Genomic DNA, 13,569 nt, shown 5'->3' with positions numbered 1-13,569 from the left:
TTCCATCCGATAGCTGTTAGACTAGATTCAAAAAGCATTCGACTTACTACTTTTTCAATTAAGGTTGCTTGATTTGTTATCGAGGGTTAGGGAATACCCTTCGAACAGTTTCGGTAAATTCTTCAAACAACCCTGTTACTGGTTTGCCTGCGTTAATTTTGTTCGCATAGTCTCTCATACGGTCTACAAAATCAGGATTTGATGATACAAATACATTGCGGATATCTGGATCTGTAGCTTTAACTTGATCCGCAACTTTCTTTTCTAATTGCTTTGTGATTTGGCCCTTTACGTTTTCGCGTAACACAACTGCCACATAGGCATTTCTATTTGTGACGATTACATTTGCTTTGTCTATTTCTTCTAGTTCAACGATTCGATCTGCTGCTTTATTTGCTATGTGTAGTTGTGTTTCGTTGTTCGTGACATTGTTTGTATTATTTCTTACCCTTTGAAGATCAGTGTTGTTCTCTTCGTATCTAATATTTCGTACGCCATTGTTTTCACGATTATCTAACGCTTCTTCCTTTTGCTTTCCTGCGCATCCAAATAATGAAATCATCGCTAAAAAAATGATTGGAAAAATCTTTAATTTTTTCAATGATATCCTTCCTTTGTAATACTATGTTTTTAAAATGACCAGTTGGCTATTTATTATGCATAATGAAAGGAGAGGATATGGTTTTATTTATAAAAATAAAAAAAGCACCGATTTTCGATGCTTTTACATTTTTATAGATTATGAGATTGAAGGATTTTCATAAATCACAATCTCTGAATTGCTTGCTGTTGAAATGCGCTGTGCATAATATGTGATAGAGGAAGAAATATATTCCGGTAACATTTGATTTGTATGCAATGTTGTGTACTCATGGATTAACTCTTTTAAAGTCGTCCATTCTAGTTGTGCTGGATGATCAGAAACGAAAGAACTTACCCAGCGATCAAATGAAGATGAAAAATCAGTTTGTAAACGAAATATTTCTTTCATAGTTAAACGCTCCCTTTATTTATGGTACCATTATTTTACTACAAAACACGAATGATTCCTATTTTTTTATTCGTATCGTTCGTGTAATATAGTCGTCTAGATGAGTAGTTCATAGAAATTCATTTGCCATTTGAAATAACATTCCGTAAGATGAAAGGTAGATCCTATAAAGAGCTGGAGGAAAGAAAGTGGAATTTGTATTTTTAGGAACTGGTGCAGGCGTCCCTTCAAAAGGAAGGAATGTCTCGGCAATTGCTTTACAGTTGTTAGAAGAACGAGGAGAAACGTGGCTATTTGACTGTGGTGAAGCAACGCAACATCAAATTTTACATACATCTGTGCGACCGCGTCGCATTGAAAAAATATTTATTACGCACTTACATGGAGATCATATTTTTGGATTACCTGGCTTGTTAGGAAGCCGCTCTTTTCAGGGTGGAACAACGCCTTTAACAGTGTACGGTCCAAAAGGTATTAAGCAATTTATTGAAGTGGCATTGTCAGTGAGTACAACGCATGTGAAGTACCCACTTGAAATTGTTGAAATTACAGAGGAAGGCATTATTTTTGAAGACAAGCAGTTTTCTGTGGAAACGAAGCGATTATCACATGGGATTGAATGTTTTGGATATCGAATAGTAGAGAAAGATATACAAGGACATCTCCTTGTTGAGAAATTGTTAGAAGAAGGCGTGAAGCCAGGTCCAATCTTTAAACGTTTAAAAGATGGTGAGACAGTAGAATTAGATGATGGAAGAGTTTTACATGGTAAGGATTTTATCGGTCCACCTCAAAAAGGAAGAATTATCACAATTTTAGGAGACACGCGTTATTGTGAAGCTAGTAACCAGCTAGCACAAGAGGCAGATGTACTTGTACACGAAGCGACGTTTGCAGCAGAAGATGAAAGGCAAGCACATGATTATTTTCATTCTACAACAGAACAGGCAGCTCGTATTGCAGTGCGAGCAAATGTGAAACGGTTAATTTTAACTCATATTAGTTCTCGTTATCAAGGAGATACGTATAAGGAATTATTAAAAGAAGCACAAGCATTGTTTGCGAACACAGAAATTGCAATGGATTTAAAATGTTTTCCAGTAGAACGGTAATGTTTTACAAACAATGGCAACGTAGGTTTGCCATTGTTTTATTTGTAATAAAAAATTTTTCTCTATTAAATAGATGGATCTGTTATTATTTGATAGTTATCTGAGGTGATACAGAAACTGTACAAATTTTGAATGTGCTGGAGAGAAATGCAAAGTATAGGTTATTTTAAGGAACTGTTATATAAGTAAATTTGTATATCATTAATACAAGAAGGATAAAGAGTTTAAAAATTAGAATTTTTAAAATTCAACAAAAGTAAGCGTTTCATAAAAAACAAGCTATAATGAAGTTTGGTGATAAACGAACGACAATTGCAGTTGCAATTGAGCCGTTTACGCAAGCTGATTTAATTTCAGCAAATCCAATTCCAGTCTATGTGACAAACTTTATGGGTGGTGCGACAGCAGGTATTATTATTTCCATGTTCGATTTTGTAAATAATGCAACAGGAACAGCAACACCAATCGCCGGACTTATGGTTATGTATGGCTTTAATGATCCGATGCAAGTAACGCTATGTTTCTTATGTATTATGGTGTCGGGTATTATTTCAGGATATATTGGCTCACTTCTATTCAAAAACTATCCAATTCGTACAGCGGAGCAAATTCGTGGTACGGGAGGAAAGGCAACAGAGTCGGCAGCTTAATAGAATAGTATTAAGCAATTTTTCATAAAAGATTTAGGGGGAATCATGATGAAATATCGCTCAGTATTTGATATTATCGGTCCAGTTATGATTGGGCCGTCCAGCTCACATACAGCAGGTGCAGCAAGAATGGGGCAAGTTGCTCGTCAACTTTTCCGTCATGAACCAGAAAGAGTTACGATTTCGTTATATGGCTCATTTGCAAAAACATATCGTGGTCACGGTACGGATGTAGCGTTGATTGGTGGAATACTCGGATTTGAAACAGATGATACACGTATCCCAAGTGCGTTAGAAATTGCAAAAGAGCGTGGTATTGAAGTGGACTTTATTGAAGAAGACGCGAATGCGCCACATCCAAATACAGCGAGAATTCGTTTGTATAAAGGAGAAGAGGAGATTGAAGTGGTTGCTTGTTCAATTGGTGGCGGTAAGATTGAAGTGGTGGAGTTAAATGGATTTGATTTACAGTTATCAGGAACAAGCCCGGCACTCCTTATCGTGAATAATGATCGCTTTGGAGCAATCGCATCTGTAGCTTCTATACTTGCGAAACATGAAATTAACATTAGTACAATGAGCGTTTCACGTAAGGAAAAGGGAAGAAGAGCGCTTATGGTCATTGAAACAGATGAATTATTAGCAGATGAAGTGATTGAAGAAATAAAAGGACAATCAAATATTTGTCAAGTAACTATTATGGACTAATTGCAGGGGGGACGCACCATGTTTCGGAACGCAGCGGAACTAGTGGCACAAGCTAAAGAACAAAATGTAAAAATTGCAGAAATTATGATTCAATGTGAAATGGAAACAAGAAGTATATCTCGCGAAGAAGTACTTGCTGGAATGGAAAAGAACTTAGTCGTGATGGAACAAGCAGTAGAACGTGGTATTCGCGGTGTTAAATCACCAACGGGTTTAACGGGCGGTGATGCGGTGAAAGTACAAGAGTATATGAAGAGCGGGAAAGGCTTATCTGGGCATACAATTTTGGATGCAGTGAGCAAAGCGGTTGCAACAAATGAAGTAAATGCAGCGATGGGGATTATTTGTGCAACACCAACAGCTGGATCAGCTGGAACTGTACCAGGCGTACTGTTTGCACTCAAAGAAAAATTACAGCCAACACGTGAAGAAATGATTGAGTTTTTATTCACAGCTGGAGCATTTGGTATGGTTGTTGCGAACAATGCTTGTATTTCAGGTGCAGCTGGAGGTTGTCAAGCTGAGGTTGGTTCAGCAAGTGGAATGGCAGCTGCGGCAGCTGTTGAAATGGCTGGTGGAACACAAGAACAAGCAGCTACAGCGATGGCGATTGCTTTAAAAAATATGCTAGGGTTAGTATGTGATCCGGTCGCTGGACTTGTAGAAGTCCCTTGTGTAAAACGTAATGCAGCAGGAGCTTCAAATGCGATGATTGCGGCAGATTTATCACTAGCTGGTGTAACAAGTACAATTCCGTGCGATGAAGTGATTGAAGCGATGTTTAGAATTGGGCAAACGATGCCAGTTGCTCTTCGTGAGACAGCAGAAGGTGGACTTGCAGCAACACCAACAGGTCGTCGCCTCCAAGAAGAGATTTTTGGAAAGAGTAGTAAATAAGAGAACGTAGTTGTGATACAAGGAGCTCAGATGTATTTTCTGAGCTCCTTTATTATTTTTCTTTTGTTAATTGTTCTAATGTTTTTCCAAGTTCATGAGATCGTTTTGTAGCTTGTGTAATACATGAGATAAGTGCTTGTTGGAAATCAAAGCTTTGTAACACTTCAATGCCGGCTTCTGTCGTTCCACCAGGAGAAGTAATTTCTTTTCGTAAGATAGAAGGATGTTTTGTATTCACTTTAAGCATTTCAGCCGCACCGATCATTGTTTGCAAAATAAGTGATTTAGCCACATCCTCTTCTAAGCCGATTTGTTTTGCAGCCTCTTCCATTGCTTCAACTACGTAATATACATATGCAGGACCGCTTCCAGATAGTGCAGTAACAGCATGCATATGTTCTTCTTCTACCACTGAAACAAGACCAATTGTTTCGAATAAAGATTTGGCCAGATGAACATGCTGCTCTGTTGCATGCAAGGATGGAGATATAGCCGTAGCTGATTTTAAAATAGCTGCTGAAGTATTTGGCATCGCACGGATAATCGGAACCTTCTTTTGAAGCAGGCTTGTAATAGAATTTGTAGAAACACCTGCTAATAATGAAATGATGAGTTGATTACTCTTTATATATTCTTTGAGAGGTACAATGGCTTCTGCTACATCTTTTGGCTTCATTGCTAGAAAGATAATATCTGCATGAGCTAGCAGTTCTGGTTTGTTGTGGGTTCCTTTAACACCATACTTTGCATGTAATTCCTGTAATCTTGTTTCATTGGAGCGGTTACTTACTGTAATTTGTTCACCTTTTACGACATTCGCATCTAACAAACCAGCGATGATTGCTTCAGCTATAGATCCAGCACCGAGAAAGGAAATTTTTTGAATAGACATGATGAAGCCTCCTTCATTTTTGTAAGAAAAACTTATGAATTTACATACATTCGTTTTATTATAGAAAACACCTTCTTTTTATCTGAAAATAATGACAAATTTTTATAGAAGTTGTAAACTGAAGAGAGATTCATTTTTGAAACGGAGAGAGACAGGGGGGCATAAATATGCTAGCAATTCACCGAATGGAGATTCCTGTTCCATTTGCAGTTGAGACAGTTAATGTATTTTTAGTTGAAGGGGAGTCATTAACACTAATTGATACAGGGACAAATACAGAAGGGGCTAAGGCGGCGTTAGAAATACAATTGGGGAATTTAGGATATAAGGTTGAAGATATTGAGACAGTCGTGATTACACATCATCATGCTGACCATTGTGGACTGTTAAATGCATTTTCTGAGAAGACGAACATTGTGGGGCATCCTTGGAATGAACCATGGATTACGCAAGATTCTCAGTTTCTAAAGCGTTATCAACGTTTTTTTAAAGAGGCCTCATTACAGTTTGGAGTTCCAGAAGTATTTTTGAAAGATGATGCGTCACTTGTCTTAAAGACGCTTAAGTATTCTTGTAATAGATCATTAACGCATACTGTAAGAGAAGGAGATAGAATTGAATCATTACCTGAGTTTATAGTCATTGAAACACCTGGGCATGCTTCAACTCACATTTCGTTATATAGAGAGCGAGATGGGTTGTTAATTGGGGGAGATGCTTTAATTAGCCATATTTCTTCGAATCCAATATTAGAACCACCGTATGAAGGACAGACGGAACGAGCGCAGCCTTTATTACAATATAATCAAACATTAAAACGCTTAAGTAACATGAATATTTCACGGATTTTATCAGGTCATGGAGAAGACATTGTGAATGTGAAAGGGCTGATAGAGGGAAGATTGCAAAAGCAAGAAACGCGTGCGTTTAAAGTATTAGAATTATTAAAAGAAAAACCGATGACAGCCTTTGAAGTATGTGTGAAGTTATTTCCAGTATTATACAAAGAACAATTGCCACTTACGATTTCAGAAACAGTTGGACAATTAGACTTTTTAGCATATAATCAACAAGTGATGATTGATGAATCGTCGCCACAATTGATTTATTATGCAAAGTAGGTGACAGCAATGATAAGACGTTTACAAGAAAAAGTAATCGTCATTACAGGTGCTTCTAGTGGAATTGGTGAACAAATTGCGATGCAAGTTGCAGCAGAGGGCGCGATTCCTGTCTTAATAGCGCGAACAGAGGAAAAACTACGAGTATTAGCAGAAAAGATTAAAACGACTTACAATACGCCTTGCTATTATTATGTATTAGATGTAAGTGACGAAGCAGAGGTTGATACTGTTTTTGCAAGAGTATTAAAAGATGCAGGGCAAATTGATATATTGGTAAATAATGCGGGTTTTGGTATTTTCAAAACGTTTGAAGAAGCATCTATGGCTGAAGTGAAAGATATGTTTCAGGTTAATGTATTTGGATTAGTCGCTTGTACGAAAGCGGTATTACCTCATATGCTAGAGAGAAATAATGGCCAAGTTATTAATGTTGCTTCGTTAGCAGGGAAAATTGCAACGCCAAAATCTAGTGCATATGCCGCAACGAAACATGCGGTATTAGGGTTTACGAATAGTTTACGCATGGAGCTCGCAAGTACAAATATTCATGTGACAGCAATTAATCCAGGGCCAATTGACACAAACTTTTTTGATATTGCGGATCAATCCGGTACATATGTAAAAAACATGGGGCGTTACATGTTAAAGCCAACATACGTGGCAGAGCAAATTGTAAAAGCAATGCAAACGAAAAAACGTGAAGTGAATTTACCAAAATGGATGAGTGTTGGACCCAAACTTTTTGCACTATTTCCGGGGGTGTTTGAACGTGTAGCAGGTAAATCATTAAGTAGAAAATAGGAGATTTCCAAATGGAAATCTCCTATTTTTTATTTTCCTGTAATATATTCATAAACAATGTCCTCAATTGCTTCATATACATCGATAGTAGGTTCCGAATGAATCATTGTTTGGATATTTTGAATTAAAATTTCCTCATCTTCTTTTGAAACAGGTTTACATTGATATTGCCGAAAACTTTTTATTAACATCTTTTCGATTAATTTTTCGTTCATCTTTTTCCCCGCTCGCATGTATAAATGTATTGTTTTTATTGTACTTGAAGTATATAAAAAATACTAGTATACATCTATTTTGTATAAAAATTCATATATGTTTATTATTTTTCTAGAAAAATTAAGAATTTAAAACTTTTAAAATTAATAAATATTTAATTGACTTTATAAATATACAATATTATAATTATACTTAATTTAAAGAATCGATATAAGGAGGAGCGTATGAAAGTCGCGATTATTGGAGCAACTGGATATGGAGGAATTGAGTTAATCAGGTTGTTGCATCACCATCCATATTTTTCGATAGCATCTCTTCACTCTTTTTCACAAGTAGGAGAACAAATAACAAATACATATCCGCATTTACGAAATGTTATTGTCCATACATTACAAGAAATCGACGTAGAAGTGATAGCGAAGGAGGCTAGTATTGTATTTTTAGCGACACCGGCAGGAGTTTCGGCGCATATGACGCCGCGCTTGCTAGCGGCTGGTTTAAAAGTTATTGATTTATCTGGTGATTTTCGTATGCTGGATCCTCATGTATATGAAACATGGTATAAAAAGCCTGCTGCAAAGGAAGAAATTCTTCAAAAGGCAGTGTATGGATTGAGTGAATGGAAAAAATCGGCTATTCAAGGTGCAGAATTAATTGCAAATCCAGGATGTTTTGCAACAGCGGCACTATTAGCAGCCGCACCATTAATGCGAGGCGGGATGATAGAGGAAGAATCACTTATCATCGATGCAAAATCAGGGGTGTCAGGAGCGGGAAAGACACCGACAACAGTGACTCATTTTCCAGAGCTATATGATAATTTCCGTATCTATAAGGTAAATGAGCATCAGCATGTTCCAGAGATTGAGCGAATGCTTACCGAGTGGAATGCACAGGCAAAACCAATTACATTTAGCACACATTTAATTCCGATATCAAGAGGGATTATGGTTACTCTCTATGCAAAAGCAAAACGGGATATCAGTGCACAGGTATTACAGAAGCTATATGAAGAAACGTATTGTCATGCTCCTTTTGTTCGTATCCGTCCTAAAGGGGAATTTCCAAGTCCAAAAGAGGTGAGAGGTTCAAATTATTGTGATATTGGAACAGCTTATGATAAACGAACAGGACGTATTACAATTGTTTCTGTTATCGATAATATGATGAAGGGAGCTGCTGGGCAAGCAGTTCAAAACGCAAACTTATTAGCAGGACTAGAGGAAACAGAGGGATTAGAATATATACCGCTCTATCTATAAGGGGGAAGAATGATGATTGGAGCAGATTCCATTATAAAAGTTGTAAGTGGATCAATTGTAACACCAAAGGGTTTTTCTGCGATTGGGATTCAGGCTGGATTGAAAAAAGGGAAAAAAGATATGGGAGCAATTGTTTGTGATGTTCCTGCTAATTGCGGAGCTGTATATACAACAAATCCATTTCAAGCTGCACCAGTGCAAGTTACAAAAGAAAGTATAGGGGCGGAGGGGAAATTGCAAGCAATTGTTGTAAATAGCGGAAATGCAAATGCTTGTACAGGAATGCAGGGATTACAAGATGCGTATGAAATGAGAACGTTGGCTGCGAAACAATTCCATGTAAAAGAAAATCACGTGGCAGTCGCTTCAACAGGGGTTATTGGAGTTCCTTTACCAATGGAAGCAATTCGTCCTGGTATTCTCTCTCTCATACCATCGAAAGAAAAAGAGAAAGCAACTGCATTTTATGAATCGATTGTAACAACGGACCTTGTTACAAAGCAATCGTGTTATCAGTTAATGATTGAAGGAAAAGAAGTAACAATTGCAGGGGCAGCAAAAGGCTCTGGTATGATTCATCCGAATATGGCGACGATGCTTAGTTTTATTACAACAGATGTAAATATAGAGCAAGAAGCACTCCAACTAGCATTATCACAAGTTACGAATCATACATTTAATCAAATTACTGTGGATGGAGATACATCCACAAATGATATGGTCGTTGTGATGGCAAGTGGGTTATCAGGAACAACTGTTATTCATGCCGATCATGCAGAGTGGGAAAAATTTATGTTTGCTTTGCAAAAGGTATGTGAGGATTTAGCGAAGCAAATTGCTAAAGATGGTGAAGGTGCTACTAAGTTAGTGGAAGTGAATGTATATGGGGCACGAACAGTAGAAGAAGGGAATAAGGTTGCCAAACAAATTGTTGGATCAAGTCTTGTGAAAACAGCAATGTACGGTGAAGATGCGAATTGGGGCCGCATTATTAGTGCGATTGGGCAAAGTGGAGTTGCTATTGAACCTCATGCTGTCGATATTGCTGTTCAGTCTATTTTTGTTTTACAAAGCAGTGAGCCACAAATATTCTCCCAAAAGGAAATGAAACAAAAATTAAAGCAATCTGAAATTGTTATTGATGTTTATTTGCATCTTGGAGAGGAAAAAGGGAGAGCCTGGGGCTGCGACTTAAGTTATGAATATGTGAAAATAAATGCTTGTTATCGTACGTAAGGAGAGAAAAGATGAGCGAGTATATCGTAGTAAAATGTGGTGGTAGTATGTTAGATCGTTTAGACCATATGTTTTTTGATTGTATAAAGCAACTGAAGAAAAAATATCAAGTTATTGTTGTTCACGGTGGTGGGCCAGACATTGATGCAAAGCTAAAACAAGTTAATATTCCAATTGAAAAAAAGAATGGGTTACGTGTGACAACAAAAGAAGTAATGGATATTGTTCAAATGGTTTTATGTGGAAGTACGAATAAAAAAATAGTGATGAATTTTCAAAAGCATGGTTTGCATGCAATTGGAGTATCTGGTTGTGACGGGAAATTACTTCAAGTTCAGCCGCTTGATGAGGGGATTGGATATGTTGGTGAAGTTAGCAGTGTAGAGACTTCTCTATTAAAAGGATTACTAGATTTAAATTATATCCCGGTCATTGCTCCGATTGGAATAAGAGGAGATCAAGTTTATAACATAAATGCAGATACTGCTGCAGCAGGAATTGCATATGCGCTTGGAGCAAAAGAACTGCTCTTTATTACGGATGTAGACGGTGTATTGTGTGAAGGAGAATTATTAAAAAATACGGATGAAACAGAGCTTTTACAGCTCATAGAAGAAGGAGTTATTACAGGGGGAATGATTCCGAAAATACAGGCTGCTCTTACCTCAATAAAGATGGGAGTCAAGCATGCCAGCATTGTAAATGGTACAAAAATTTTTATCGGAACATCGGGCGAATGGATTGGAACGACAGTAACAAAAGGGGTGAGTATCGGATGAGTAGCCATATATTTCCGACATATGGGAGGCGCAGTATTGAAATTGTTCAAGGAACTGGAGCAACGGTTATAGATGAAAATGAGAAAGAGTATTTAGATTTTACTTCTGGAATCGCTGTATGTAATTTAGGACATTGTCATCCTGTGCTTGTAGAAGCAATGACAAAGCAATTACAGGAAATTTGGCATATATCTAACCTTTTTCCACACAAGGTACAAGAAAAGGTAGCTGCACTATTAACAGAGGGACGTGATTTAGATTATGTGTTCTTTTGTAATAGCGGAGCGGAAGCGAATGAAGCAGCACTTAAATTAGCACGTAAGCATACAGGGAAATCTCTTGTTTTAACATTTCAGCAGTCTTTTCATGGTAGAACGTTTGGAACAATGAGTGCAACTGGACAAGAGAAGGTTAAAATAGGGTTCGGACCACTTCTACCGTCTTTTTTACATATTCCTTTTAATGATATAGAAGCGCTTAAGGAGGCAATGAATGAAAAAGTAGCTGCAGTTATGGTGGAGGTTGTTCAAGGAGAGGGTGGCGTTTTACCTGCTGATATTTCTTTTTTACAAGAGATAGAACAGTTATGTAGACAATATGGAGCTCTCTATATAATAGACGAGGTACAAACTGGAATAGGAAGAACAGGGACATTGTTTGCTTATGAACAGACGGGAACATCCCCAGATATCGTTACAGCGGCAAAAGCACTTGGAAATGGTATTCCGGTTGGGGCAATGCTTGGAAGGAAAGAGCTTATGGATGCATTTACAGCCGGAGTGCATGGCTCTACCTTTGGTGGAAATTATATGGCAATGACAGCAGCGAAAGAGGTGCTACAAATTATAAAGCAACCATCTTTTTTACAAGAAGTTAATGTAAAGGGGGAATATTTATTACAAAAACTAAAAAAAGAATTACATGATATGGAATGGATTACTGCTATTCGCGGAAAAGGCCTTATGATTGGAGTCGTTTGTAAGTGTGACGTCGCATCAATGATAGAACAGTTAGAACAAGAAGGGCTACTTGTATTACAAGCTGGAACCAATGTTTTACGACTTTTACCACCGCTTATTGTAACGAATGAAGAAATAGATAAAGCAATAAATATAATGAAAAAAGTCATGTGTTCGCAAAAATCATCAATAGTATAAGGGGGATTTTCTATGTCAACTATTCAAGTACCGAAATTACAAACGAAAGATCTTTTAACATTGGAAGAACTAACACAAGAGGAATTAATTGCGCTAATTGAATTTGCTATTTATTTGAAAAAGAATAAACATGAACCTTTATTGGACGGGAAAATATTAGGACTCATTTTTGATAAACATTCAACTCGTACGCGTGTTTCTTTCGAAGCAGGGATGGTACAACTCGGTGGGCATGGAATGTTTCTAAGTGGAAAAGAAATGCAGCTTGGCAGAGGAGAAAGTGTTTCAGACACGGCGAAAGTATTATCTCATTACATTGATGGAATTATGATTCGTACATTTTCACACGCGGATGTAGAGGAGCTTGCGAAAGAAGCAAGTATTCCTGTTATCAATGGATTGACAGATGATCATCATCCGTGTCAGGCATTAGCAGATTTGATGACAATTTATGAAGAAGTCCATACATTTAAAGGAATTAAACTAGCTTACGTAGGTGATGGAAATAACGTATGCCACTCTTTACTTTTGGCAAGTGCAAAAGTCGGTATGCATATGACAGTAGCCACTCCTCCAGGATATGAACCAAATGAACAAATTGTAAAGCGTGCACTAGAAATTGCAAATGAAACGGGAGCGAATATTGAAATTTTGAATAAACCGGAGTTGGCAGCGAAAGATGCGGATTTTATCTATACTGATGTTTGGATGAGTATGGGGCAAGAAGATATGGAAGGGAAATATAATGTATTCAAGCCGTTTCAAGTGAACGAAAAACTTGTTCAACATGCGAAAGCGACGTATCGTTTCTTACATTGTTTACCTGCTCATCGTGAAGAGGAAGTAACAGGAGCAATTATAGACGGGCCTTCTTCCGTTGTCTTTGAGCAAGCGGGGAACCGATTGCACGCTCAGAAAGCATTATTGGTAAGTTTATTTCAAAATGCGAAAGGAATTTCTAAATAGAGGGGGGCTTCCGTATATAATTTATGAAAAAACACATGTTATAGTATGTAAATTACTTGTACAAATATAAAGAATGTCACATTCATTTTCTACCTTGAATATGTTTAAGAAAAAGGGGGAGAAGATAAATGTATTATTACTATGTACCTCAAGTATATCGATATGTGAATTATTATCCCGCTCCTTATACACGGCAACAGGTTCAAGTATATCAGCAGGCACAACCTTCTCAGGCAAGACGACCATATTTAATGACATGGCCATATTCAAACTCATATTATGGAAATTATTATGAATCGTAAAGCTGCTTCTTTTGGAAGCAGCTTTACATATTTGTTTTCAAAATTAAATTTTGAATGGTTTGAAGCGAGTGAATGAGTTGTTCACGGTCGCTTTCAGATAATGCTTGAAAGTTTTCTTTTAATTTGTCTAAAATAAATTGTTGATATTGACTTACTAATGTTTTCCCTTCAGCCGTTAGAGAAATTAAAATGACCCGTCGATCTTTTTCGCTATAATGACGCTCTATGAGTTCTTCCTGAATCAATTTATTTAATAGAGGTGTCATGTTTGGCCTTGAAATCGCCAACCGCTTTCCGATTTCTGACACTGCTAATGTGTCACGTTCATGCAATAGCAGTAACACCTGTGTATGTGACGGTGGCATGTGCCTTTGTGAAGAAAACTCTCCAGGAAGCATAAATTTGCGATAAAAAAGAGGCACTAACGAAAGAAGATGATCAACAATACGTTCCCACTCACGTGATTCCATATAAAG

General features: G+C 37.3%; 16 protein-coding genes and 1 pseudogene. 12 read left to right on the top strand and 5 right to left on the bottom strand.

All coding sequences use genetic code 11. The features are described 5' to 3' along the window. Nucleotides 1-76: 76 nt before the first annotated feature. Nucleotides 77-601 carry a YhcN/YlaJ family sporulation lipoprotein gene (locus tag LOK41_RS00210; protein WP_241814695.1) on the bottom strand — a complete coding sequence of 175 codons (525 nt, stop codon included), beginning with the start codon at nucleotides 599-601 and terminating at the stop codon, nucleotides 77-79. A 138-nt stretch (nucleotides 602-739) separates the two neighbouring features. Beyond that, entirely contained in the window at nucleotides 740-991 is a 252-nt protein-coding gene (locus tag LOK41_RS00205) for a DUF3932 family protein (RefSeq protein WP_174099093.1), read from the bottom strand. A 188-nt stretch (nucleotides 992-1,179) separates the two neighbouring features. Between LOK41_RS00205 and rnz the strand changes: the two genes are divergently transcribed. The 4 genes and pseudogenes from rnz (at nucleotide 1,180) to sdaAA (ending at nucleotide 4,358) form a co-directional block, all read left to right on the top strand. After that, nucleotides 1,180-2,103: a ribonuclease Z gene (gene rnz, locus LOK41_RS00200; protein ID WP_241814693.1), complete on the top strand. Its 924-nt coding sequence runs from the start codon at nucleotides 1,180-1,182 to the stop codon at nucleotides 2,101-2,103. A gap of 284 nt (nucleotides 2,104-2,387) precedes the next feature. After that, nucleotides 2,388-2,753 (top strand): annotated as a pseudogene (locus LOK41_RS00195) (PTS sugar transporter subunit IIC); the annotation flags it as partial. Between the two features lie 48 nt (nucleotides 2,754-2,801). Then, complete coding sequence (gene sdaAB, locus LOK41_RS00190) at nucleotides 2,802-3,461, top strand: L-serine ammonia-lyase, iron-sulfur-dependent subunit beta (RefSeq protein ID WP_174099095.1); 660 nt, start codon at nucleotides 2,802-2,804, stop codon at nucleotides 3,459-3,461. An 18-nt stretch (nucleotides 3,462-3,479) separates the two neighbouring features. After that, nucleotides 3,480-4,358: an L-serine ammonia-lyase, iron-sulfur-dependent, subunit alpha gene (gene sdaAA / locus LOK41_RS00185; RefSeq protein WP_098336210.1), complete on the top strand. Its 879-nt coding sequence runs from the start codon at nucleotides 3,480-3,482 to the stop codon at nucleotides 4,356-4,358. Between the two features lie 52 nt (nucleotides 4,359-4,410). Here sdaAA and proI read toward each other — a convergent pair whose 3' ends face one another. Beyond that, nucleotides 4,411-5,250 (bottom strand): pyrroline-5-carboxylate reductase ProI, encoded by an 840-nt coding sequence (gene proI / locus LOK41_RS00180; RefSeq protein WP_241814691.1) that lies wholly within the window; start codon nucleotides 5,248-5,250, stop codon nucleotides 4,411-4,413. A 167-nt stretch (nucleotides 5,251-5,417) separates the two neighbouring features. Here proI and LOK41_RS00175 point away from each other — a divergent pair, with 167 nt between their 5' ends. Continuing rightward, nucleotides 5,418-6,371 carry an MBL fold metallo-hydrolase gene (locus LOK41_RS00175; RefSeq protein WP_241814689.1) on the top strand — a complete coding sequence of 318 codons (954 nt, stop codon included), beginning with the start codon at nucleotides 5,418-5,420 and terminating at the stop codon, nucleotides 6,369-6,371. Between the two features lie 9 nt (nucleotides 6,372-6,380). Beyond that, nucleotides 6,381-7,175, top strand: a complete 795-nt coding sequence (locus tag LOK41_RS00170) for an SDR family NAD(P)-dependent oxidoreductase (protein WP_241814687.1) — start codon at nucleotides 6,381-6,383, stop codon at nucleotides 7,173-7,175. A 29-nt stretch (nucleotides 7,176-7,204) separates the two neighbouring features. On the opposite strand, the gene LOK41_RS00165 is transcribed toward LOK41_RS00170, so the two are convergent. After that, the gene (locus tag LOK41_RS00165) at nucleotides 7,205-7,390 is read right to left on the bottom strand and encodes a YqzH family protein (protein ID WP_174099100.1); all 186 of its coding nucleotides are present in this window, start codon (nucleotides 7,388-7,390) and stop codon (nucleotides 7,205-7,207) included. Between the two features lie 225 nt (nucleotides 7,391-7,615). On the opposite strand from LOK41_RS00165, the gene argC reads away from it, so the two are divergent. The 6 genes from argC to LOK41_RS00135 all read left to right on the top strand — a co-directional run bounded on the left by argC (nucleotide 7,616) and on the right by LOK41_RS00135 (nucleotide 13,093). Then, complete coding sequence (gene argC / locus LOK41_RS00160; protein WP_241814686.1) at nucleotides 7,616-8,653, top strand: N-acetyl-gamma-glutamyl-phosphate reductase; 1,038 nt, start codon at nucleotides 7,616-7,618, stop codon at nucleotides 8,651-8,653. A gap of 12 nt (nucleotides 8,654-8,665) precedes the next feature. Next, a complete protein-coding gene (argJ, locus tag LOK41_RS00155; protein ID WP_241814685.1) occupies nucleotides 8,666-9,889 on the top strand; it encodes a bifunctional glutamate N-acetyltransferase/amino-acid acetyltransferase ArgJ in 1,224 nt (407 codons plus the stop codon). A gap of 11 nt (nucleotides 9,890-9,900) precedes the next feature. Beyond that, nucleotides 9,901-10,668, top strand: coding sequence for an acetylglutamate kinase (gene argB / locus LOK41_RS00150; protein ID WP_241814683.1), 768 nt, complete (start codon nucleotides 9,901-9,903; stop codon nucleotides 10,666-10,668). After that, nucleotides 10,665-11,825, top strand: a complete 1,161-nt coding sequence (locus LOK41_RS00145) for an acetylornithine transaminase (protein WP_241814682.1) — start codon at nucleotides 10,665-10,667, stop codon at nucleotides 11,823-11,825. Before argB ends, LOK41_RS00145 begins: the two co-directional genes overlap by 4 nt. A 12-nt stretch (nucleotides 11,826-11,837) precedes the next feature. After that, nucleotides 11,838-12,791, top strand: a complete 954-nt coding sequence (gene argF, locus LOK41_RS00140; RefSeq protein ID WP_241814681.1) for an ornithine carbamoyltransferase — start codon at nucleotides 11,838-11,840, stop codon at nucleotides 12,789-12,791. 128 nt (nucleotides 12,792-12,919) lie between these two features. Further along, nucleotides 12,920-13,093, top strand: a complete 174-nt coding sequence (locus tag LOK41_RS00135; protein WP_241814679.1) for a hypothetical protein — start codon at nucleotides 12,920-12,922, stop codon at nucleotides 13,091-13,093. A gap of 23 nt (nucleotides 13,094-13,116) precedes the next feature. On the opposite strand, the gene LOK41_RS00130 is transcribed toward LOK41_RS00135, so the two are convergent. Further along, nucleotides 13,117-13,563, bottom strand: coding sequence for a MarR family winged helix-turn-helix transcriptional regulator (locus tag LOK41_RS00130; protein WP_241814678.1), 447 nt, complete (start codon nucleotides 13,561-13,563; stop codon nucleotides 13,117-13,119). Nucleotides 13,564-13,569 lie beyond the last annotated feature (6 nt).

Source organism: Bacillus sp. TL12 (assembly GCF_022625245.1).
Taxonomy (GTDB): Bacteria; Bacillota; Bacilli; order Bacillales; family Bacillaceae_G; genus Bacillus_A.
The sequence above is the reverse complement of the archived record's forward strand: the minus strand, read 5'-3'. Positions and strand labels throughout refer to the sequence as shown.

What these genes read in the sequence shown, in the direction of transcription:
- LOK41_RS00205 (WP_174099093.1), bottom strand. Translation starts at nt 991, where the DNA reads ATGAAAGAAATATTTCGTTTACAAACTGATTTTTCATCTTCATTTGAT.
- sdaAB (WP_174099095.1), top strand. Translation starts at nt 2,802, where the DNA reads ATGAAATATCGCTCAGTATTTGATATTATCGGTCCAGTTATGATTGGG.
- sdaAA (WP_098336210.1), top strand. Translation starts at nt 3,480, where the DNA reads ATGTTTCGGAACGCAGCGGAACTAGTGGCACAAGCTAAAGAACAAAAT.
- proI (WP_241814691.1), bottom strand. Translation starts at nt 5,250, where the DNA reads ATGTCTATTCAAAAAATTTCCTTTCTCGGTGCTGGATCTATAGCTGAA.
- LOK41_RS00175 (WP_241814689.1), top strand. Translation starts at nt 5,418, where the DNA reads ATGCTAGCAATTCACCGAATGGAGATTCCTGTTCCATTTGCAGTTGAG.
- LOK41_RS00170 (WP_241814687.1), top strand. Translation starts at nt 6,381, where the DNA reads ATGATAAGACGTTTACAAGAAAAAGTAATCGTCATTACAGGTGCTTCT.
- LOK41_RS00165 (WP_174099100.1), bottom strand. Translation starts at nt 7,390, where the DNA reads ATGAACGAAAAATTAATCGAAAAGATGTTAATAAAAAGTTTTCGGCAA.
- argC (WP_241814686.1), top strand. Translation starts at nt 7,616, where the DNA reads ATGAAAGTCGCGATTATTGGAGCAACTGGATATGGAGGAATTGAGTTA.
- argJ (WP_241814685.1), top strand. Translation starts at nt 8,666, where the DNA reads ATGATTGGAGCAGATTCCATTATAAAAGTTGTAAGTGGATCAATTGTA.
- argB (WP_241814683.1), top strand. Translation starts at nt 9,901, where the DNA reads ATGAGCGAGTATATCGTAGTAAAATGTGGTGGTAGTATGTTAGATCGT.
- LOK41_RS00145 (WP_241814682.1), top strand. Translation starts at nt 10,665, where the DNA reads ATGAGTAGCCATATATTTCCGACATATGGGAGGCGCAGTATTGAAATT.
- argF (WP_241814681.1), top strand. Translation starts at nt 11,838, where the DNA reads ATGTCAACTATTCAAGTACCGAAATTACAAACGAAAGATCTTTTAACA.
- LOK41_RS00135 (WP_241814679.1), top strand. Translation starts at nt 12,920, where the DNA reads ATGTATTATTACTATGTACCTCAAGTATATCGATATGTGAATTATTAT.
- LOK41_RS00130 (WP_241814678.1), bottom strand. Translation starts at nt 13,563, where the DNA reads ATGGAATCACGTGAGTGGGAACGTATTGTTGATCATCTTCTTTCGTTA.